Genomic DNA, 21,062 nt, shown 5'->3' with positions numbered 1-21,062 from the left:
AAAACGGTCAGGTGGGAAGCGAATTCAGCTGGTGCGTTCTTGATGGCGCAGCAAGGCCCACAGGATGACCATCGGGAAAACCAGCATGATGATGCCGATATTTAAGGTCAGCGACGTAGTGGTTAATCCGAATATCAGATAGCAGGTGCAAAGTGCCACCCCGGCGAGACTGAAATGCTGCATTGCCAGCGTGCCCTGGCGTAAGGCGCCGGCAAACATGTACAACGGTACCAGTAAAAACGCCAGCAAGGCCAGCAGGCCTATGCTGCCCCGCTTGACCAGGGCATCCAAGTAGTCGTTGTGGGCATTTGTATAGTCGCGTACGGTAGTGCTCATTCGGCCTGCCGCGACCAGATCTTCTTTTTGCGCCAGATAACCATTGCGGCCGATGCCGAGAAAGACATGTTCGTCCGACATGGACAGGGCGGTGCGCCACATTTCGATGCGTTGCCCGATTGAGGTATCGACATTGCCCGTATTTTCGAATTTCCGTACTTCGGTGAGCGCCGTGAGAGTGCGTTCGCGCACCAGCGATTGCGGAGCGGCGAATGCGATGCCGACCAGGACGACTACCACTGCCAGCGCCACTTGCAAGTAACGCTTGCCGCGTTGCCTGGCATGGTGAGCGACGAAGATGCAGGTAAATACAGGGATTGCTATCCAGCCGCCACGGCTGCCGCTTGCGATCGAGCCAAAGATGCCTGCCAGGCACCCCAGGACGAGCAGCAAGCTCCAGCCTGTAGCATGCCGTTGTTCCTGAGCCCATCCGAGGCCGCTGACAGACAGCAAACCCAGCAGCATGCTGGCGTTGCCATAATGGATGGCATTGCTTGTCGCTGCGTAGGGGCGCATCTCCCCCAGGGCGATCATTTGCCAGATTGCTACGCCAGCGCCGGCAATCGCGCCACATGCCACACCGCCCCACCAGGCTGCGGGATGCGGTGGATACGCCAGCAGCAGCAGCATGACGGGGATCGCCAGAAGCGCGCGCAGGGGCATATCGAGCTCACGCGTGGGATCTCCGTGATACAGCATGTTGACGGTAAAGATCAGGAAGTAGAACAGCAGGGTACCGAGAATCAGATAGTCGCGCCGTTGCAGGTCCAGGCGAGGACGCTGCCAAAGTAGGGCGGTGCTGGATAGCAACAGGAGCACGGCACCTAGTGAATATCCACTGTTGACAGCGAGCGCCAATGCCGAGAAAAGAAACACGCAAACAGAGGTCAGACGAAGCATTGCATATCCTTGGTAATGCACATCAGTCCCCAATGGCGACTGTAGCAACTTAAAGTAGGCGCCATTGTAGACGATCAGCACGGGCAAAAATGCAGCAAGGATGTTTTCAAATAGATATTGATGGGACCATATACCAAGGGAAAGAATGAAAAAACCATGGTTTTTGCCATGGTTTTTTTTGTAAGCAATGGTAACTTGCTGTAGTTTGGCTGGCACAAGTCCCTGCTTGCCTTGATTAAGGCATCATGCCAGCGCTGCCGGCACGCGCGTGGCCACGCCGGTGGCAATCGCCGCTTGCGATACGGCCGGCGCAACCCAGCTGCGCAGGCGCTCGTCGAATGGCGACGGAATCAGCTGCAGCGGCGTCAGGGCGCTGGTGGTGTGGCCCGGCAACGGCTCTTTCGCCAATGCCGCGATGGCGCGCACGCAGGCCAGCTTCATTTCCTCGTTGATGGTGGTGGCGCCCACGTCGAGCGCGCCGCGGAAGATGTACGGGAAGCACAGCACGTTGTTGATCTGGTTCGGGTAGTCCGAGCGGCCCGTGGCGACGATGGCATCGTCGCGTACGGCATGCACTTTCTCTGGGGCAATTTCCGGGTGCGGATTGGCCAGGGCGAAGATCAGCGGCTTGGCAGCCATCGATTCGACCATCTGCGCGCTCACCACGCCGCCTTTGGAGACACCGATGAAGATGTCGGCGCCGACCATGGCGTCGGCCAGGTCGCGGTCGCTCGTGTCGTTCGCGTAGCGCGCCTTGTTCTCTTCCATGTTGGCGTCGCGGCCCGGATAGATCACGCCCTGGCTGTCGCAGACCTTCAGTAGGGACTTGTTCAGGCCCAGCGAGACGAGCAGGTCCAGGCAGGCGATCGAGGCCGCACCGGCGCCCGAGACGGCCACTTTCACGTTGCCGATGTCCTTGCCCACCAGTTCCAGGCCGTTCAGGATGCCGGCCGCGACGATGATGGCCGTGCCGTGCTGGTCGTCATGGAAGACGGGGATGTTCATGCGCTTGCGCAATTGCTGTTCGATATAGAAGCAGTCGGGCGCCTTGATGTCTTCCAGGTTGATGCCGCCGAAGGTCGGCTCCATGCGCACCACGGTGTCGATGAACAGGTCGGGATCGTTCTCGGCCAGTTCGATGTCGAACACGTCGACGTCGGCAAATTGCTTGAACAGGCAGGCCTTGCCTTCCATCACGGGCTTGCTGGCCAGCGGGCCGATATCGCCCAGGCCCAGCACGGCCGTGCCGTTGGTGATCACGGCTACCAGGTTGCTGCGCGAGGTGTAGGTACCGGCCGTGCGCGGATCTTCCACGATGGCTTCGCAGGCAAAGGCCACGCCCGGCGAATACGCCAGGGTCAGGGCGCGGGCATCGCCCAGCGGTTTGGTGGGCGTGACGGAAATCTTGCCGGCGCGGGGTTCAGCATGATAGGCGAGGGCGGCTTCTTTCAGGTTGAAGGTTTCGCCGTTCGCTTCGGCGTGCTTGCTGTGGGAAGTAGACATAGGAATTCTGGGAGGGGCAACCAGGCCCGAGTGGTAAGTCCGAGCCATGGTATGCAAGCGTTTGCACGCTGTCAAGGCTCTATTTGTGACAATTCCATGAAAACCGCTTTGGAACGCGGGGGAAACTCAATGCAAGCGTTTGCTCGGTTTTTGACGAAAAGGGATTTTTTTGCGATAAAATCACGGTATTGCAATCCGGGAAGCCCATGACAAACAAGAACCCCACCTTAAGCGACGTCGCGCGGGCCAGCGGCGTGCATTTTTCCACCGTCTCGCGCGTGATGAATCCGGCAACGCGGCAAATGGTCAGTGCCGAGGTGGCGGCACGCGTGCTGGCCGAGGCCAGCCGGCTCGGCTACCGTCCCAACCGCGCCGCCTCCACCCTGGTCACGCGCAAGTCGCGTATCATCGGCGTGGTCTTGCCCGATATTACCAACGCCGTCTTCCCACCCATCCTGCTGGGCATCGAGGAAGGCTTGCGCAAGCATGGCTACCTGGCCATCGTCGCCAACGTGGGGGCCGACGAGGAAGAACAGCTGTTTGTCATCAACCGCCTGCTGGGGCAGCAGGTGGACGGCCTGATCCTGGCCACGGCGCGTCGCGACGATCCCGTCATCAAGATGTGCATCGACCAGAACGTCCCCGTCGTTACCGTCAACCGCAGCGACGAGACGGGCGTCGCTTCTTGCGTCGTCAGCGACGACGTGGTGGGCATGCGCCTGGCCGTCGAACACTTGCTGGCGCTGGGCCACCGGCACATCGCCCACATCGCGGGGCCGGAAAACCTGTCGACGGGCCACGTGCGCCGCCTGGGCTTCCTGGCCGCCATCCAGGCCAGCGAACTTGACCCGTCGCACGCCTTCGTCTTCGAAAGCAGCGGCTATTCGCGCGAATGCGGCAAGGCGGCCCTGCTGGAACTGCTGCGCCAGTCGCCGCAGACGACGGCCGTGGTGGCCGGCAGCGACCTGGTGGCCATCGGCTGCTACGACGCCATCCGCGAGCTGGGATTAAGTTGCCCTGAAGATATTTCTGTCGTGGGACACAACGACATGCCCTACATGGACATGATCCGCCCGCCCTTGAGCACCATCCGCATCCGCCACCATGGCATCGGCACGGAAGCGGCCCGCCTGATCCTGCAAACCATCGACTTTCCCGACACGGCAGTGCTGGACGTGCGGCTCAAGCCGGAACTGGTGGTGCGCGAATCGACGGCGCCTCCCCGCAGCTGACGGCGCCCGGGACCCGGCCGCGCCAAGGTGGTACACTGGCGCCCCTCATTGTTTCTCTTGCCCTCTATCGCCATGACTAAAACCAACACGCCTACACCCAAACGCCGCGAAGAGGGCGTCGCCAAGCTGACCGTCAATCCCTTCCTGGACGCTGAATTCTATGCGCGCATGCGCGATTACACGGAACGCGACGCGGCCATCATCAAGGAATTGAAGGCGATCGCCGAGATTCGCGCAGGCAACAAGCAACCCGATCCCCGCCTGGCACCGTCGCTGGCTGCCTTGCGCAGCACCGTCAAGAAGGGCCTGACGTTTGGCGAGATGCTGGAGCGTATTGCCGCTGGCAAGGAAAAGGGCCTGTGGGAGCCGTGGATGACGACCTTCGGCATCGAGATCCGCGCCGTCAACTACGGCGCCGGCCCGCGCAACGCCTGCCTGGTGCTGGACCTGGCCGCCAATGCTCCCGCGCACGCCATGTTCGCCAAGGCCGGCATCCAGAACTGGCGCAGCCTGGCCGCCGACGACTGTTCCGTCGTGCGCTCGGAAAAAGCGACCGAGACGTCGCCCTTGAAAGTGTATGCCGTGTTCTACCTGGACCCGCTGCCTGCCTGATTGGGTCGCCTTACGTGGCGCTGCTGGCGACATTCGCCAGCAGCGCCGCCGCCAGCAAGATCAGCATGATGCCGGACAGGCGTTCCAGCCCCGGCAGGGCGCGCGCAAAGCGCTGCCGCAGCGCCGCGTTACCTATCGCCAGCGCCACCGTCAAATCCCACGCCAGCACGGCGCATACCATCCACACCCCGTAGAACAGCACCCAGCCGCCGCCCGGCTGCCGGCTGGCGACGGCCGACGCCAGGCTGACATAGAACAGCGCATTCTTCGGATTGAATATCGCCGAGAGAAATCCCATGCCCATGCCAGCGCGCCAATGCGCCTTGCCTGTGGCCGATACCGCTTCCAGCGTGCTCTTGCCCGCATGGCGCAAAAACAGCCAGCCCAGGTACAGCAGATAGGCGCAGCCGGCCAGCTGCACGGCGATAAACAGGGCGCTGCCCGGGCGCAGCACGGCCACGCCGCCGAACGCCGCCACGATGAACACGCCATTGGCCAGCGTGATGCCGAGACAGGCGCCCACCGCGCCGCGCCAGCCCTGCGCCAGCGCGCTGCGGGCGACGAGGAAAAAGTCCGGGCCTGGCGACAGCAGGGCAAGGAAATGGGCGATGGCGACGAGGAGAAAATCCTGCATGGGCGCGGCTCCGGTAAGGGCGATGCGCGAGTATGCAAGGAACGCCGCTGCGTGTATTGAAGAATATTGCAGCCGTGCTAGCGGCGATAGCGCCCCGGCGTGATGCCCGCATGGGCCTTGAAGACGCGCTGCAGATGACTCTGGTCGGCAAAGCCCAGCTCGCTGGCGATATCGGCCAGGGCGCTGCCCGCCTGCAAGCCGTCGCGCGCGCGGTTCACGCCCAGGTTCAGCTGATACGCATGCGGCGTCATGCCCGTGGCGGCGCGGAAGGTTCTGATCAATTGAAAGCGGCTCATGCCGGCCAGGTGGGACAGGTGTTCCAGGCTCGCCAGCGGCTGCGCCTGCAGCGCCTGCAGCACAGGTTGCAGCTGCGCGGGGATGCGGGCGGCGGCGGAGGGCAGGGTGTATGCCCCGCCGGCACTGGCGCAGGCATGCAGGAAGGCCAGCAGCGCTGCCTGCTTGTCCGCCGCGGGGGCGCCCGAGAACAGCAGCGCATTCATGCTGCAGAACTGCGCGTACAGTGCGGGAGCATGCAGCACCGTGGCGCTATCCGTGCGCAGCCGCGGCACCTGGCCTTGCAGCCAATGCGCATCGAGGTGCAGCATCTGGTAGCTCCAGTGCGCGCCGGACAGGGGATTGCAGGCGTGTACGCAGCCGGCCGGCACCAGCACCAGGCTGCCGGAGCTGAGAGGGTGCTGGCGGCCATGGCTGCCCGTAAAAACGCTGCCGCCCGCGTCGACGGCGCCGATGGAATACGTGGGATGGCTGTGCGGCTTGTAGCACGCGCGGCTGCGGCAGGCGCGCCGGCTCTCCACGTGGGGGAGCAACGGGTCGCGCCAGAAGGCGGTATCGCCCGGCATGGCTACATCAAAATCACGTCGTACTGCTCCTGGTGGTAGGCATTCTCCACCTGCAGCGAGATTTTCTTGCCGATGAAGTCGCCCAGCATGGCCAGGTGCTGCGATTCTTCCTCCAGGAATAGATCCACGACTTCCTGCGAGGCGAGGATGCGGAATTCGCGCGGGTTGAACTGCTTGGCTTCGCGCAGCAGTTCGCGCAGGATTTCATAGCAGATCGTGCGCGAGGTCTTCACTTGTCCCTTGCCGGCGCAGGCGGGGCACGGTTCGCACAGGATGTGCGCCAGCGATTCGCGCGTGCGCTTGCGCGTCATTTCCACCAGGCCCAGGGGTGAGAAGTTGCTCACCGAGACCTTGGTGCGGTCGCGCGACAGGGTGCGCTTCAGCTCGGCCAGCACGGCGTTGCGGTGCTCCGCGTTGTCCATGTCGATGAAGTCGAGGATGATGATGCCGCCCAGGTTGCGCAGGCGCAGCTGGCGCGCAATGGCGTGTGCCGCTTCCAGGTTGGTCTTGAAGATGGTGTCGGCAAAATTGCGCCCGCCGACAAAGCCGCCCGTGTTGACGTCGATGGTGGTCATCGCTTCCGTCTGGTCGACGATCAGGTAGCCGCCCGATTTCAGGTCCACGCGGCGGCCCAGGGCACGCAGGATCTCTTCTTCCACGCCGTACAGGTCGAACAGGGGGCGTTCGCCCGTGTAGTGTTGCAGGCGCGTCAGTTCGCTGGGCGTGTAGATTTCTGCGAATTCGCGCAATTTGACGTAGTTTTCGCGCGAGTCGACCTGAATGGTGGCCGTTTCATCGCCGACGAAGTCGCGCAGCACGCGCTGGGCCAGGCTCAAGTCCTGGTGCAGCAGGCTGGTGGCGGGGCGCGTGCGCGCGCCGTGCGTGATGGTGCTCCAGGTCTTGCGCAGGTAGTCGACGTCGGCCTTCAGGTCCGCGTCGGACGCGTCTTCGGCCATGGTGCGCACGATGTAGCCGCCCTTTTCGTCGGGCGGCAGCAGGCTTTGCAGGCGCACGCGCAGTTGTTCGCGCTCCGCTTCCTTTTCGATTTTCTGCGAGATACCGATGTGCTTGTCCTGCGGCAGGTACACCAGCATGCGCCCGGCGATGGAAATCTGCGTCGACAGGCGCGCGCCCTTGGTGCCGATCGGGTCCTTGATCACCTGCACCGTCAGCACCTGGCCGTCAAACAGGATTTTCTCGATGGGGGCGGGCGTGGCGTTCTGGCCGTCGTGGCCGCGCGCTTCCCAGATGTCGGCCACGTGCAGGAAGGCGGCCCGCTCCAGGCCGATGTCGATGAAGGCCGACTGCATGCCCGGCAATACCCGCACCACCTTGCCGGAATACACATTGCCGGCCAGGCCGCGCGTGAGCGTGCGCTCGATGTGCAATTCCTGCACGGCGCCCTGCAGGATGAGGGCGACGCGCGTTTCTTGCGGCGTGATATTGATCAGGATGTCTTCGTTCATGGAGGCGCGGGAGTGGAGGCAACGAATGACATCATACCCGGGATCAGGACAGGGGCAAACCTGCTAGTCTCAGCAACTGTGCGGTTTCGTACAGGGGCAGGCCCATGATGCCGGAATGGCTGCCTTCGATGTGCTCGACGAACAGCGCGGCGCTGCCCTGGATGCCGTAGGCACCGGCCTTGTCGTACGGCTCGGGCGTGGCGCAATACGCGGCGATGGAGGCGGGGGACAGCGCGCCGAAACGCACCTGCGAGATCTGCGTGCGCTGTTCGGCGAAATCCTTGTAGTGCACGGCGATCGAGGTGAGTACCTGGTGCGTGCGGCCCGACAGCTGCTGCAGCATGGCCACGGCTTCCGCGCGGTCGGCCGGCTTGCCGAGGATGACGCCGTCGATGGTGACGGTGGTGTCGGCCGCCAGCACGGGCCGCGGGGTCAGGTGGCGGCGGCGCACCAGGTCCCAGGCGAAGGCGGCTTTTTCATTCGCCACGCGCGCCACATAGTCGAGCGCCGACTCGCCAGGGAGGACTTCCTCGGTGACGTCGGCGCCGCGCGGCCCTTCGCTGCGCAGCAGCAGCAATTCGAAATCAATGCCGATCTGGCGCAGCAGTTCGCGCCGGCGCGGGCTTTTTGAGGCGAGATAAATCTTGTTATCGGCCGGTTTCATGGCGGGAGTTCAGACGCGGTGATAGGGATGGTTTTGCGTGATCGACCAGGCGCGGTACAGCTGCTCGGCGAGGATCACGCGCACCACGCCGTGCGGCAGGGTCATGCTGGAGATGCGCAGCATGCCTTCGGCACGGGCCTTGAGTTGCGGATCGAGGCCGTCTGCGCCGCCGATCAGGAAGGCCGTGTCGCGGCCATCCTGCTGCCACGCCATCAACTGCTGCGACAGGCCGACGCTGGTCAGGTCCTTGCCACGTTCGTCGAGGGCGATGATGCGCACGCCCTTGGGCAGGACGGCTTCGATGCGTTCGCGCTCCAGCGCCATCGCCGTGGCGGCGGTCTTGCTGCCGGAACGTTCCACCGGCTTGATTTCCTTCAGCACGATGCGCAGTTCCGGCGGCATGCGCTTCGCGTATTCCGCGAAGCCCGTCTCTATCCAGGCCGGCATTTTATGGCCGACCGCAGCGATGATGAGCTGCATCGAGGCTTACGCTTCGACTTTTTTGATACGCTTGATCACGGTTTTTGCCGGTGCCGCATCGGCTGCCGGTTTGGCCGCGCGTGGGGCGCGTACTTTTTTCTCCGGCAGGGCTTTCAAGGCTTTGACGGCGGCCGTCTCGGTCTTGGTTGGCGCGACTTTCACGGTCTTGCCGACGGCTTTGGACACAGTGGCTTTTTTCGCCGGGGCTTTCTTGGCGGCGGTGGTGGCCGCAGCTTTCTTGGCCGGTGCCTTTTTCTCGATCACGGGCGTCGCTTCCACGTTGGCCTTGCTTGCCGCCAGGTGGCCGCTGACCTTTTTCGGCTCGTCGCCGGCGGCTTTTTTCGGCGCGCGCTTGGCGGCACCCAGCTTGACCGGCTTGTCGCCCCAGATTTCTTCCAGGCGGTAGTAGGCGCGGATAGGCGCCTGCATGATGTGGACGATCATGTCGCCCAGGTCGACCAGCACCCATTCACCGGTGTCCTCGCCTTCCATGCCGATGATTTCGCCGCCGGCGTCCTTCACCTTGTCGCGCACCGAGGCGGCCAGCGCCTTGGTCTGACGGTTCGAGGTACCGGAGACGATCGCGATGCGGTCGAACAGGCTGGTCAGATGTACCGTATCGAAGACGGCGATGTCTTGGCCTTTGACGTCTTCAAGGGCGTCAACGACGAGGGTTTGCAGTTTTTTGATGTCCATTTAGCTTTTGTATAAATTATGTTGTTCAATATAGTCTAGCACTAGCGGGGAAACAAGCGAGTTTGCCCGATCCCCCCGTTGTAATGCCGCACGTATTTCGGTGGCGGAGATATCCACCGCGAAGTCCTGTGCCAGATAAGTCAGACCGTGCGGCGTGTTGCGGATGCTTTCCAGTGACCCCAGGCGGCGCGAAAATTCGTCGGCGACCACTCGTGGCACTGCTGTGTCATTCAGCGCGAAGCCGGGGCGGGCCGCGACGCAGATATGCGCGTATTCAAATAATTGCTGCCATTCGCGCCAGGTCGCCAGCCGCTGCAGCTGGTCGGCGCCCATCAGGAAAGCGATGGACGCGCGCGGCCCCAGTTCGGCGCGTACCTGGCGCAAGGTATCGATGGTGTAGCTGGCCTGGCCATGCTCGCTGCGCGCGATTTCCTGGCGGTCGATCACGACCGGCAAGGGCAGGCCGGCGAAGGCCAGGCTGGCCATGTCGGCGCGCTGCGGGCCGCTGGCGCCCAGGTTGCCTTTTTGCCAGGGCGCACCGGCCGGAATCACGCGCAGTTCGTCGGCGCGCAGCAGGCTGGAAAAAAGCGTGCCCAGCGCGACATGCCCCATGTGCACCGGATCGTAGCTGCCGCCCAGCAGCGCCACGCATGGGGAATTGCGCGTCGTGCTTCCCGCCGTACTACCTGTCACGCCTGCAGCCAGTCGCGATGCACGAGGAAGTCAGTATACAACGCCGCTTCTGGGCTGCCCGCTTCCGGGTGCCAGTCGTAGCGCCACTTGACCACGGGCGGCATCGACATCAGGATCGCCTCGGTGCGGCCGCCCGACTGCAGGCCGAACAGGGTGCCGCGGTCGAACACCAGGTTGAATTCGACATAGCGTCCGCGCCGGTAGCACTGGAAATCGCGTTCGCGTTCGCCGTAGGGCGTGTCCTTGCGGCGCGCCAGGATCGGCACATAGGCGTCGATGAAGGCGTCTCCGGCGCTGCGCATCATGGCAAAGCTGTCGTCAAAGCCCAGGGCGTTGAAGTCGTCGAAGAAGATGCCGCCGGCGCCGCGCGCTTCGCGCCGGTGCTTCAGGTAGAAATAATCGTCGCACCACTGCTTGAACTTCGGATGCAGCTCTTCGCCAAACGGCGCCAGTGCATCATGGCACACCTGGTGGAAGTGCTTCACGTCGTCCGCGTCGCCGTAATATGGCGTCAGGTCCATGCCGCCGCCGAACCACCATACGGGTTCGCCACCGGCATTCACGGTGGTGAAAAAGCGCACATTCATGTGCACCGTGGGCGCATACGGATTACGCGGATGCAGCACCAGCGACACGCCCATCGCCTCCCACGCCTTGCCGCCCAGTTCAGGGCGCGCGGCAGCTGCCGATGGCGGCAATGCGGCGCCGGTGACGTGCGAAAAATTCACGCCGCCCCGCTCGAACACATTGCCTTCCTCGATCAGCCGGGAAATGCCGCCGCCGCCTTCGGGACGCTGCCAGGTATCGGTCAGGAACGGCTTGCCGTCCTGCGCTTCGAGCGCCTGCACGATACGGCTTTGCAAATCGAGCAAATAGGCCTTGACGGCCGAAGGAGAGGGAGTTGACGACATCGCGTGGGCCGACGAGGCCGAAATAAAAAAGTAAGGACGGATTGTACCCTGTTACGCGTTTTTGTGATAGGCCGGCGCTTGCGCTGTGGTTTTGACTCTGGCCGCGGGAGCTGCCGGCGGCCAGTCCTCGCCGGCCGCCTTCACAGCATGCGCAGCTGTTTCAGCACGGGGAGCTTGTCGCGCAAGAATGCGTCAATAGCGCCATCGAGCAGCAGCTGGTGCGCCTGATCGTCGGCACATGCGGCACCGTCCTTGAGCAGCCTGCGCCCGCAGCGCGCCATGGCGTCGGCGGCCTGCGCCTGCAGGTGCGCCAATTCCGGCTGTCCGCGGTCCTGGGTCAGCAGGGAAAACAGCAGCCGGTCGATGAATTCCGTTTCGATGCCGCTGCCTGTCAATGGACAGCACAAGGTGCGGTAGTCGTCGCCATAGCGCAGTTGCGCGGCGATGGCCTGGTTCAGGCGGTGCGCCGTGATGCCGCCACTGTCGGCCTGCGCCTCGCCCCTGAAATACATGACGACCTGGCTGCCGGTGACCAGCATGGCAGCCACTTCCGCCAGGCTTTGCAGGCTCTGTCCCTGCAGGCTTTCCAGTGCTGCCAGCTCCGCCAGGCTATGCGGACGGAGCGCCAGGGCGTCGCAGACGGCGCCGTAGACCTGCTCGTTGCCTGTTATTGTGCCGGCCTTGGTCTGGAAGGTGAAGGCCATCTGCGCGCGCGGCACCAGCATGGCCAGGTGTACGCCGGCCAGGCACTCGGCCTGGCGCACCGCCCCCATGCGGCGTGCGCCGCGTACCAGGACATCCTTGCGGAAGCTGGTGTTCAAAAAATAGTCCTTCATCGTCTCGCGCATGGCTGCGTCGGGCAGCAGGTCGATGGTGGCCTGCTGGTCCGCGTTCAGATACAGCTCGGGAAAGGCGAAAGGCAGGTCGGACGAGCCGGCGAAATCGAGCTTGGCGCGCGCCACATCGCGCATCACGTCGGCGTGATACAGCGGTTCCCAGTCCTGGTTCAGGTATTCATGCACGCTGTAATGGGGATCGCTGTCGGCAAGCGCATTGAGGCGCGGCGCGAGCGCGGGATTGGCCGTGATGTAGCCGGCCTGCAGGTTCTGCAACTGCTGCACGTAGGCCGCCCCGGCCTGTATCTGCAAGTCGCTGCGGCCGGGGAAGCTGGCGGAAAATTCCAGCAGCAGGCGTTGCAGGGGCAGGGCCGCGCTCCAGCCGGGCATGGCGTTATAGCTGAGCGAAACGATGCCGCCCGGTTTCAGATAGCGGGCGATGAAGTCGACGATATGCTGGCGGTTTTCCCGGCTGACCCAGGTATAGATGCCGTGCAGGGTGATGAAATCGAACTGCGGCAAGCCGGCCACGCAGCCCTGCGCCAGTTCTTCAAAGCTGTTTTCCAGCAGGGTCAGGTTGCCCAGCTGGGCCGCTGCCGCCAGGGCGCGCGCGCCAGCGACATGGGCTGGATTGAAATCGTTGCCATAGAACTGCCCATTCGAATTGGTGGCGGCCAGCACATTGAGTGTCAGGCCACGGCCGAAGCCCAGTTCAAAATAGGTGTAAGGCTGATCCATTGGCACCGGTTCGACGCCGTTGAGGATGCAGCTGAAATTGAGGTGATGCGGACTCAGGTCGCTGTAAAAGCCGTTGGTGTACTCGATATCCGACACGTATCCTTCATTCCAGGCCATGGTTTCCCCGCGTTGGTGGCAAAACGGCAGTATGCCATCAGTGCCGCCGGCGCGGGGAGGGCGGACGTGTCAAAAAGCGCTGAATTAATGCTTCAGGCCGCGCCAGCCGATGTCGCGGCGGTATTGCGCGCCGTCGAAGTGGATTTTTTCCACAGTTTCATAGGCCTGCTTCTGTGCCATCTTGATGCTGTCGCCCAGGCCGACGACGCACAGCACGCGCCCGCCGTTGGTGACCAGGCGCTCGCCTTCGACGCGGGTGCCCGCGTGGAAGGTGACGGAGTCAGTCGTTTCGGCCGGAATGTCGCCGATCGGCGTGCCCTTGACGGGATCGTCCGGGTAGCCGGCGGCGGCCATGACGACGCCGACGGCCGTGCGGCGGTCCCATTCCAGTTCCACGGCATCGAGCGTGCCGTTGACGGCGTGTTCCATGACCGTGACCAGGTCAGTCTTCAGGCGCGCCATGATGGGCTGCGTTTCCGGGTCGCCCATGCGGCAGTTGAATTCCAGCGTCTTCGGCGTGCCCTTGTCGTCGATCATCAGGCCCGCGTACAGGAAGCCCGTGAATGTGATGCCATCCTTGGCCATGCCCTGGATGGTCGGCACGATGATTTCGCGCATGACGCGCGCATGCATGGCCGGCGTGACGATGGGGGCGGGCGAGTACGCACCCATGCCGCCCGTGTTCGGGCCCTGGTCGTGGTCCTTCAGGCGCTTGTGGTCCTGGCTGGTGGCCAGCGGCAGGATGTTCTTGCCGTCGCACATGACGATGAAGCTCGCTTCTTCGCCGGCGAGGAATTCCTCGATGACGATGCGCGCGCCGGCGTCGCCGAACTGGTTATCGGCCAGCATCATGTCGACCGCCTGGTGCGCTTCTTCCAGTGTCATGGCGACGACGACGCCCTTGCCGGCGGCCAGGCCGTCGGCCTTGATGACGATGGGCGCGCCCATGGCATCGACGTAGGCGTGCGCGGGAGCGACGTCGGAGAACGTCTGGTAGGCGGCCGTCGGGATGCCGTGGCGCTGCATGAAGGCCTTGGCGAAGTCCTTCGACGACTCCAGCTGCGCCGCTTCTTTCGTCGGGCCGAAGATTTTCAGGCCGCGCGAGCGGAACAGGTTGACGATGCCCGCTGCCAGCGGCACTTCCGGGCCGACGACGGTCAGGCCGATGTGTTCCTGCTGAACGAAGTCGGCCAGCAATTGCGGGTCGCTGATGTCGAGATTGACCAGGCGCGCATCGCGCGCGGTGCCGCCATTGCCCGGCGCGACATACACCATCTGTATGCGTTCGGACTGGGCCAGTTTCCAGGCCAGGGCGTGTTCGCGGCCGCCAGAGCCGACTACCAGAATTTTCATAGGGACCGTTCGTTCAGTGTGGGTTGCAGGGCAGCAGTGCCGCCCTTGTTTAACATATTGCCTGGCACGCGGTAAAAATGTTCAGGGCAAGGCGCATGGCCGAAGACAGTACGGCTAGTACGGCAAGGCCATGCAACGCCGCCATGGACTTTTTTACCCCGTGCCTAGTTTTCGATCAGGGCGTTGGTGAAGACTTCCTGCACGTCGTCCAGCAGTTCCAGCGCATCGATCAGCTTTTGCATCTTGATGGCGTCGTCGCCCGTGTACACGGTTTCCGTCGCCGGCTTCATGATGACTTCGGCCACTTCGGCCTTGAAGCCGGCTGCTTCCAGCGCTTCCTTGACGGCGGCGAAATCGTGCACTGGCGTCAGCACTTCGAAGCCGCCTTCCTCGTCGGCGATGACATCTTCGGCGCCCGCTTCCAGGGCCGCTTCCATCAGCTTGTCTTCATCGGTGCCGGGCGCGAACAGCAACTGGCCGCAGTGCTGGAACATGAAGGCGACGGAGCCTTCGTTGCCCATGTTGCCGCCGTTCTTGTTGAAGGCGTTGCGTACCTCGGCCACCGTGCGCACGCGGTTGTCCGTCATGCATTCGACGATGACGGCAGCGCCGCCCACGCCATAGCCTTCGTAGCGCACTTCTTCGTAGTTGGCGCCATCGACGCCGCCGCTGCCGCGGTTGATCGCGCGCTGGACGTTGTCTTTCGGCATGTTCGCATCGGCCGCCTTGTCGACTGCCAGGCGCAGGCGCGGATTGGCCGCGATGTCGGCGCCGCCCATGCGGGCCGCGACCGTGATTTCCTTGATCAGGCGAGTCCAGATTTTGCCGCGCTTGGCATCCGTGGCAGCCTTTTTATGCTTGATGTTGGCCCATTTGCTATGTCCTGCCATGTCGAATCTTCCTTAGACGGGTGTTCAATTGTGGCCGACATTTTAGCATATCGGCCCCCTGCCAAGCGGCATGGCCCCGTCATCAAGCGGACACAATCTGTTGTTAAAGTGACGCGCTTTCACCATAGTTGAGGGCGCGACATCATGGCAAGTCAAATGGACAGGCGGCAATTTCTGAAATTAGGCGGCTTTATCACCGTCTCGGTGGCTACCGCCGGGCTTGCCGCCTGCGGCAGCACCGATTACAGCGACCCCGGCGTGCCGCTGGCATCGGGCAGCGACTGGAAATTCCCGCAAAGCGTGGCGTCGGGCGATCCGCGCCCGGATAGCGTCATGCTGTGGACGCGCGTCGTGCCCGCCAGTTCTGATGCCGTCGCGCCTGCCGTGGCGGGCAAGTCGGACCTCGCCGTGCGCCTCATCGTCAGCGCGGCGGACAATACGGCCGCGCTGGGCGGCAATACCGCCCTGGCCGGCACCCCAGTCGTCGATGCGAAACTGCCCCTGAAGGCCGATTTCGACAATACCTTGCGCCACAAGGTGACGGGCCTGCAGCCGGGGCAGGTGTACTTTTACCAGTTCATCGCCGGCGACGTGCGCTCGAACGTGGGCCGCTTCAAGACGGCGCCCGCCGCCACGGCCGACGTGAGCCAGCTGCAGTTCGCCTACCTGACGTGCCAGGACTGGAGCATCAACCACTGGGGCGCGCTGTCGCACATCGCTGCCAATGAATCGCTCGACTTCATCGTCCACCTGGGCGACTACATCTATGAAACGGTGGGCGAAGCATTCCAGAGCGGCGCCGTGGAGAGCCGCCATGACCAGCTGAAGCTGCCCGATGGCACGTTCAAGAGCGGCACGTCCGGCGCTAAATACGCCACCACGGTGGCCGATTACCGCTACCTGTACAAGAAATACCGCACCGATACGCGCCTGCAGGCCGTGCACGAGCGCTTTGCCTTCATCGCCATCTGGGACGACCACGAATTCACGGACGATGCCTGGCAGGATGCCTCCACCTACGAAGGCATCGTGGCGGCCGACGGCAGCGACCTGCACCAGCCGGCGCGCCGCCGCAGCGCCAACCAGGCGTGGTTCGAATACATGCCGGCCGACGTCACCTTCGATGCCGCCGCGACGACGTTCCAGAATATCCAGATCTACCGCGATTTCCAGTTCGGCAAACTGATGCAGCTGGTGATGACGGACGAGCGCCTGTACCGCGCCGACCATGCGATTGCCGAATCGACCATCAACCCCGCCACGGGCAAGCCGCTGGGCAGCATCGGCAGCCGCTACCTGGTGCCGCAAGCGCTGTTCGACAGCGTGGAAGGACAAAAGATGGCGGCCGCGACGAAGGCCGGCACGGACCCGCTGGCTGCCGTCGGCATGCTGGGCAGCACGCAGCGCGACTGGTGGAAGGGCAAGATGAAGGCGGCCACGTCGACGTGGAAGCTGTGGGGCAATGAGGTATCGCTGCTGCGCATGGGCCTGAATGGCACGGACGCCATCGCCACCTTGCTGGCCCTGAGCGCCATGACGAACGTGGGCCAGGCCATCGCCACGACCTTGCCATTGGTGGGCGGCAGCGTGCCGCTGGCGTCCGCCATCGTGGCCGCCTCGACGGCGGGCGCATCGACGACCCTGGCGCAGGCCGCCGCCATGGCCATCACCGGCGCGGCAGCCAACGCCAGCGCGCAGGGTGCGGCGGCCGTGGGCGCCGGTCTCTCCGCCGCGCAGGCCGGCATCACGGTGGCCGCCTACAACAGCGGCTCGCCCACGGCCGCCGCGCAGGTGATCGCCTTCGGCTGGATCAAGCCCGACGTGCAGGCCAAGGGTGCGGCCTCGGCCTTTGTCACCGCTTCCGGCCAGCAGGCCGCACTGGCGCCGTTCTTCACGCGCTTCCTGCTTAATTGCGACCAGTGGGATGGCTACAACAGCGAACGCAAGAACCTGATGGCGCACCTGAAAACGAATGCCATCGGCAACGTGGTGGCGATCACGGGCGATATCCACTCCTTCTTTGCCGGCACGGTCAACGACGATTTCGATGCGGCCGGCGGCGGCACGCCCGTCATGGTGGACCTGGTGTCGGCGGGCGTCAGCTCGGATTCCTTCTTCAGTTACCTGAAGTCGGCCGCTGGCACCATGGGCGACATCGGCACCCTCGTCAGCTACCCGCTGGCCATCCCCGTCACGGGCCTGGGCACGGTCAATCTGGACATCAACCTGCTCGACTACACCATGGGCAAGGCCGTGCCGACCGTCGACAGCCTGCTGGAGCAGTTGCGCGTGCAGCTGCGCGGCGCCCTGGCCGCCAAGGGCGTGCCGGAAGCCCAGCTCGATGCAACGGTGACGGCCGTGCAAGCCGGCTTGAAAGCGAGCACTGACTTCAGCGTGACCCTGCTGGGTCTGGCGCAGCAATTGTCCGGCCTGGGCAACAATCCGTGGATCAAGCACCTGAACACGGATGCGCAGGGTTACACGGTGGTCACTTTGACGCCGGGCAAGCTGGTGGCGCAATTCAAGCAGGTGAACAAGCTGGTCGGCACGGCGGCGCCATCGAACGTGATTGCGCGCGTGACGACGGCCACCGTGACGGCGGGCACGGCGGCGGTGGTGGTGTCTTAAAACTATTTCTTAAACGTCAAGCCCAAAGCAGGGGCTGGGGTCGGGCCCTCAGGGTCCGACCCCGGTTGTTGCCGTTGGGCTTATCGGCCGCCTCCCGCTTTTGCCTTACAATCTGGAGATGAGCTCCAGTTCCCCGCAAGCATCTCCTCTCCCGATTCCCCGTTCCGTCTACCTCGGTGGCCTGGCCATCGCCGTGGGCGGGGCGGTGCTGTTTTCCACCAAGGCCATCGTCGCCAAGCTGCTGTACCGCTACCAGATCGATGCCGTCACCCTGATCGCCTTCAGGATGATCTTTTCGCTGCCCGTGTTCGCCGTCATCGCGTACTGGCAGATGCGCACGGAGCCGCCGTTATCAAACAGCGACCGCTGGCGCCTGGTCGGCCTGGGTCTCGTCGGCTACTACCTGTCCAGCTATCTGGACTTTCTCGGACTGCAATACATTTCCGTGGGGCTGGAGCGGCTGATCCTGTTCCTCACGCCCACTTTCGTGCTCCTGATTACCACCGTGTACTTCAAGCAGCGCATCAGCCGCCTGCAATGGCTGGCCCTGTTCACTTCCTACTGCGGCATCGTGCTGGTGTTCGTGCACGACTTGCAGGGCGGCGCCAGCAACGTGGCGCTCGGTTCCACCCTGGTGCTGGGTTCGGCCTGTTCCTATGCCGTGTACCTGCTGGGCTCGGGTGAACTGGTGAAGCGCATCGGCTCGATGCGGCTCGTTTCCTACGCCATGTGCGTGGCCAGCTTTGCCTGCATCGCCCAATTCTTCATCCTGCGCCCCGTCGAGCTGCTGATCCAGCCCATGCCCGTGTACGGCTTGTCATTGCTCAATGGCATCTTTTGCACGGTGATGCCCGTCTTCATGACGATGATCGCCGTCGAGCGGATCGGCGCGCCCGTCGCGTCGCAGGCGGGCATGATCGGCCCCGTATCGACCCTGTTCCTGGGCGCCATGATCCTCGATGAGCCGATCACCAACTGGCAGCTGGCCGGCACCAGCCTCGTCTTGGCCGGTATTTACTTGCTGTCGAAAAAGAAATAATTCCACCCACCCACTGAAAAGTTCCCACCATGAAAACACGCATCGCCCTCATTGCCCACGACAAGAAAAAAGATGACATGATTACCCTGGCGGGCGAATACCTGGACTTTCTCAAGGGCTGCGAACTGTCGGCTACGGGCACCACGGGCGGGCGCCTGATCAACGAGCTGGGCCTGGCGGTCGAGCGCAAGCATTCCGGCCCGTTCGGCGGCGACTTGCAGATCGGCTCCCTGCTGGTGGAAGGCTTGATCGATTGCGTGATCTTCCTGCGCGACCCGATGACGCCGCAGCCGCACGAGCCGGACATCAACGCCCTGGTGCGCGCCTGCGACGTGCACAACGTGGCGTGCGCGACGAATCTGTCGTCGGCGCACCTGGTGCTGTCGCAACTGCAGGCGCGCGCCCAGTCCGCCGCCTGACGTTTTTCCCGATTCTTCTTCAAGGAGCATATTGTGAGCGCAACGATTACCACCAAAGCCATCCGCGTACAGCGCACGGGCGGCCCGGAAGTGATGGAATATGTGGATGTGGAACTGCCGCCGCCGGGCCCCGGCGAAGCGCGCGTGAAACACGAGGCCATCGGCCTCAATTTCATCGACGTGTATTTCCGCACGGGCCTGTACCCGCAGCCGCTGCCCAATGGCCTGGGCGTGGAGGGCGCGGGCATCGTCGAGGCGGTGGGCGAGGGCGTCACGGAAGTGAAGGTGGGCGACCGCGTGGCGTATGCGGCGCGCATCAACGGCGCGTACGCGCAGCAGCGCAACCTGCCGGCGGCCCTGCTGCTGGTGCTGCCCGAGCGCATCGGTTTCGATACGGCGGCCGCCATGATGCTGCAAGGCTTGACGGTGCAATACCTGTTCCACCGCACGGTGGCCCTGAAGGCGGGCGATACGGTGCTGTTCCACGCGGCCGCGGGCGGCGTGGGCCTGATCGCCTGCCAGTGGGCGAAAGTGCTGGGCGTGAACCTGATCGGCACGGCCGGTTCCGATGAAAAGGTGGCGCTGGCCAAGGCGCACGGCGCGGCCCATGTCATCAACTACAACACGGAAAACTTCGTCGAGCGCGTGCGCGAGATCACGGGCGGCAAGGGCGTCTCCGTCGTCTACGATTCCATCGGCAAGGACACCTTCATCGGTTCGCTCGACTGCCTGGCGCCGCTGGGCATGATGGTCAGCTTCGGCAACGCTTCCGGCCCCGTGCCGGCCTTCACCCTGTCCGAGCTGGCGTCGCGCGGATCGCTGTTCCTCACGCGTCCGGCCCTGTTCAGCTATGCCTCGAACCGCGCCAACCTGGAAGAGATGGCCACTTCGCTGTTCGGCGTCGTCAGCAGCGGCGAAGTCAAAATCGAGATCAACCAGCGCTACAGCCTGGCCAACGTCGCCCAGGCCCATGCTGACCTGGAAGGACGCAAGACCACCGGTTCGACCATCATCGTGCCATGAGCGGCGAAGGCGACAAGGACGACGCGCCGAAGTTCGGCCGCCTGCTGATCGTGCTGCTGCTGGCCGTGGCGCTGATCGGCGTGCTGACGTTTGCCGCCGAGGCGTATTATTCTTGAATGAAAAAAAACCGGCTTGCGCATTGCTGCACAAGCCGGTTTTTATGCGGGCTCATTCGATTTACTGCACTTTGACTTCCACCTTGCGAGGGACGCCGCTCTGGCCGGGGAAGTCGGCAAAGGCGCTGGCGACCATGGCGGGCATCACTTGCGACGTGGCGCGCTTGTTGCTGGTCGATTGCACGGTCACGTCGTACAGTTTCTTGCCGGTGCGGTCATTGATCGTCACGCGCAGTTCGCGCTCGTATTTATGGCGCACGCTTTCTTCCATTTCCATGGGGCCGTACCAGTAGGGGTTATAGCCAAAGCGGCCATAGCCTGGCCATGCGCCGTAGCGGTAGCCATAACGGCCGGGCCAGTAGCCGGGGCCATACCAGAACGGGTCGGTTGCCTGCAGCACGCGCTCAGGATAATCGACCGTGGAAAAATTCATCGCCACGCGCAAATTGGCTGCCGCGGGGCCGGAAGCTTCGCCAAAACCATGCTTGGCCAGTTCCGCGCGCACCAGGTTTTGATAGTTGCGATACTCCAGCGTGTCGTTTTCAGGTGCCGGGGCTTCAAAAACATACGATTTGTCCTGCAATTGCGCGGGCCATTCATGGAATGCCGTCACATCGCTGCGTATGGTGGTGGCGCATCCGGTCAGCAACACGGTCAATGCGGCCATCATAATGGTGAGATATCGTTTCATTGCATGATCTCCTTAGATTAGCTGCAATTCATTGTTGGTAGACGCAATTCATCGCTTAGTATTATAAGAATAGTTCTATTTGTTTCCATTCATTATTACAGAATGTTACCTAGCATGTCGGCGTGTAAGGGAATCCAACATTCCTGATCCGAATCGCGGCAATTGGCGCGGGAATCGCGACTATCAGGGGCCGGTGTTGGTAAAATAGGCTTTTGCCTCCGCTCC

19 protein-coding genes and 1 pseudogene are annotated in these 21,062 nt (G+C 63.3%); 6 read left to right on the top strand and 14 right to left on the bottom strand.

The genetic code is table 11. The features are described 5' to 3' along the window. Window positions 1-24: 24 nt before the first annotated feature. A complete protein-coding gene (locus EBS11_RS07175; protein WP_290601632.1) occupies window positions 25-1,452 on the bottom strand; it encodes an O-antigen ligase family protein in 1,428 nt (475 codons plus the stop codon). Between the two features lie 48 nt (window positions 1,453-1,500). After that, window positions 1,501-2,739 (bottom strand): annotated as a pseudogene (locus EBS11_RS07170) (malic enzyme-like NAD(P)-binding protein); the annotation flags it as partial. A gap of 206 nt (window positions 2,740-2,945) precedes the next feature. On the opposite strand from EBS11_RS07170, the gene EBS11_RS07165 reads away from it, so the two are divergent. Beyond that, window positions 2,946-3,971, top strand: coding sequence for a LacI family DNA-binding transcriptional regulator (locus EBS11_RS07165; RefSeq protein WP_290601630.1), 1,026 nt, complete (start codon window positions 2,946-2,948; stop codon window positions 3,969-3,971). A gap of 72 nt (window positions 3,972-4,043) precedes the next feature. Beyond that, window positions 4,044-4,583, top strand: a complete 540-nt coding sequence (locus EBS11_RS07160; protein ID WP_290601628.1) for a hypothetical protein — start codon at window positions 4,044-4,046, stop codon at window positions 4,581-4,583. 10 nt (window positions 4,584-4,593) lie between these two features. On the opposite strand, the gene EBS11_RS07155 is transcribed toward EBS11_RS07160, so the two are convergent. The 11 genes from EBS11_RS07155 to EBS11_RS07105 form a co-directional block, all read right to left on the bottom strand. Beyond that, window positions 4,594-5,217 carry a LysE family translocator gene (locus EBS11_RS07155; RefSeq protein WP_290601627.1) on the bottom strand — a complete coding sequence of 208 codons (624 nt, stop codon included), beginning with the start codon at window positions 5,215-5,217 and terminating at the stop codon, window positions 4,594-4,596. Between the two features lie 77 nt (window positions 5,218-5,294). Further along, a complete protein-coding gene (locus tag EBS11_RS07150; RefSeq protein ID WP_290601625.1) occupies window positions 5,295-6,077 on the bottom strand; it encodes an AraC family transcriptional regulator in 783 nt (260 codons plus the stop codon). A gap of 2 nt (window positions 6,078-6,079) precedes the next feature. After that, window positions 6,080-7,543: a ribonuclease G gene (rng, locus tag EBS11_RS07145; RefSeq protein ID WP_034747098.1), complete on the bottom strand. Its 1,464-nt coding sequence runs from the start codon at window positions 7,541-7,543 to the stop codon at window positions 6,080-6,082. A gap of 43 nt (window positions 7,544-7,586) precedes the next feature. Then, complete coding sequence (locus EBS11_RS07140; protein ID WP_290601622.1) at window positions 7,587-8,207, bottom strand: Maf family protein; 621 nt, start codon at window positions 8,205-8,207, stop codon at window positions 7,587-7,589. Between the two features lie 9 nt (window positions 8,208-8,216). Further along, on the bottom strand, window positions 8,217-8,687 hold the full coding sequence (gene rlmH, locus EBS11_RS07135; RefSeq protein WP_034747108.1) for a 23S rRNA (pseudouridine(1915)-N(3))-methyltransferase RlmH: 471 nt from the start codon (window positions 8,685-8,687) through the stop codon (window positions 8,217-8,219). 6 nt (window positions 8,688-8,693) lie between these two features. Next, complete coding sequence (rsfS, locus tag EBS11_RS07130) at window positions 8,694-9,383, bottom strand: ribosome silencing factor (protein WP_290601619.1); 690 nt, start codon at window positions 9,381-9,383, stop codon at window positions 8,694-8,696. Further along, window positions 9,384-10,031, bottom strand: a complete 648-nt coding sequence (locus EBS11_RS07125) for a nicotinate-nucleotide adenylyltransferase (protein ID WP_290601618.1) — start codon at window positions 10,029-10,031, stop codon at window positions 9,384-9,386. A 41-nt stretch (window positions 10,032-10,072) separates the two neighbouring features. After that, entirely contained in the window at window positions 10,073-10,987 is a 915-nt protein-coding gene (gene hemF, locus EBS11_RS07120; RefSeq protein WP_290601616.1) for an oxygen-dependent coproporphyrinogen oxidase, read from the bottom strand. A gap of 140 nt (window positions 10,988-11,127) precedes the next feature. Beyond that, on the bottom strand, window positions 11,128-12,678 hold the full coding sequence (locus EBS11_RS07115; RefSeq protein ID WP_290601614.1) for a class I SAM-dependent methyltransferase: 1,551 nt from the start codon (window positions 12,676-12,678) through the stop codon (window positions 11,128-11,130). 84 nt (window positions 12,679-12,762) lie between these two features. Continuing rightward, complete coding sequence (gene purD, locus EBS11_RS07110; RefSeq protein WP_290601613.1) at window positions 12,763-14,031, bottom strand: phosphoribosylamine--glycine ligase; 1,269 nt, start codon at window positions 14,029-14,031, stop codon at window positions 12,763-12,765. A 164-nt stretch (window positions 14,032-14,195) separates the two neighbouring features. Beyond that, window positions 14,196-14,921 (bottom strand): YebC/PmpR family DNA-binding transcriptional regulator, encoded by a 726-nt coding sequence (locus EBS11_RS07105; RefSeq protein WP_092796020.1) that lies wholly within the window; start codon window positions 14,919-14,921, stop codon window positions 14,196-14,198. Window positions 14,922-15,065: 144 nt separating this feature from the next. Between EBS11_RS07105 and EBS11_RS07100 the strand changes: the two genes are divergently transcribed. The 4 genes from EBS11_RS07100 to EBS11_RS07085 all read left to right on the top strand — a co-directional run bounded on the left by EBS11_RS07100 (window position 15,066) and on the right by EBS11_RS07085 (window position 20,030). Continuing rightward, window positions 15,066-17,549, top strand: a complete 2,484-nt coding sequence (locus tag EBS11_RS07100) for an alkaline phosphatase D family protein (RefSeq protein ID WP_290601609.1) — start codon at window positions 15,066-15,068, stop codon at window positions 17,547-17,549. 118 nt (window positions 17,550-17,667) lie between these two features. Next, on the top strand, window positions 17,668-18,588 hold the full coding sequence (locus EBS11_RS07095) for a DMT family transporter (protein WP_290601607.1): 921 nt from the start codon (window positions 17,668-17,670) through the stop codon (window positions 18,586-18,588). Window positions 18,589-18,617: 29 nt separating this feature from the next. Then, window positions 18,618-19,007 carry a methylglyoxal synthase gene (locus EBS11_RS07090; protein ID WP_290601605.1) on the top strand — a complete coding sequence of 130 codons (390 nt, stop codon included), beginning with the start codon at window positions 18,618-18,620 and terminating at the stop codon, window positions 19,005-19,007. Between the two features lie 93 nt (window positions 19,008-19,100). Continuing rightward, window positions 19,101-20,030, top strand: coding sequence for a quinone oxidoreductase (locus EBS11_RS07085; protein WP_290601688.1), 930 nt, complete (start codon window positions 19,101-19,103; stop codon window positions 20,028-20,030). Window positions 20,031-20,207: 177 nt separating this feature from the next. Here the strand turns inward: EBS11_RS07085 and EBS11_RS07080 are convergent, their stop codons facing one another. Next, complete coding sequence (locus EBS11_RS07080) at window positions 20,208-20,837, bottom strand: DUF4136 domain-containing protein (protein WP_290601604.1); 630 nt, start codon at window positions 20,835-20,837, stop codon at window positions 20,208-20,210. Between the last annotated feature and the right edge of the window lie 225 nt (window positions 20,838-21,062).

The organism is Janthinobacterium sp., assembly GCF_009923995.1.
In the GTDB taxonomy this organism is placed as follows: domain Bacteria; phylum Pseudomonadota; class Gammaproteobacteria; order Burkholderiales; family Burkholderiaceae_D; genus Janthinobacterium.
Note: the sequence above shows the minus strand (reverse complement) of the source record. Positions and strands in the feature narration are given on the sequence as shown.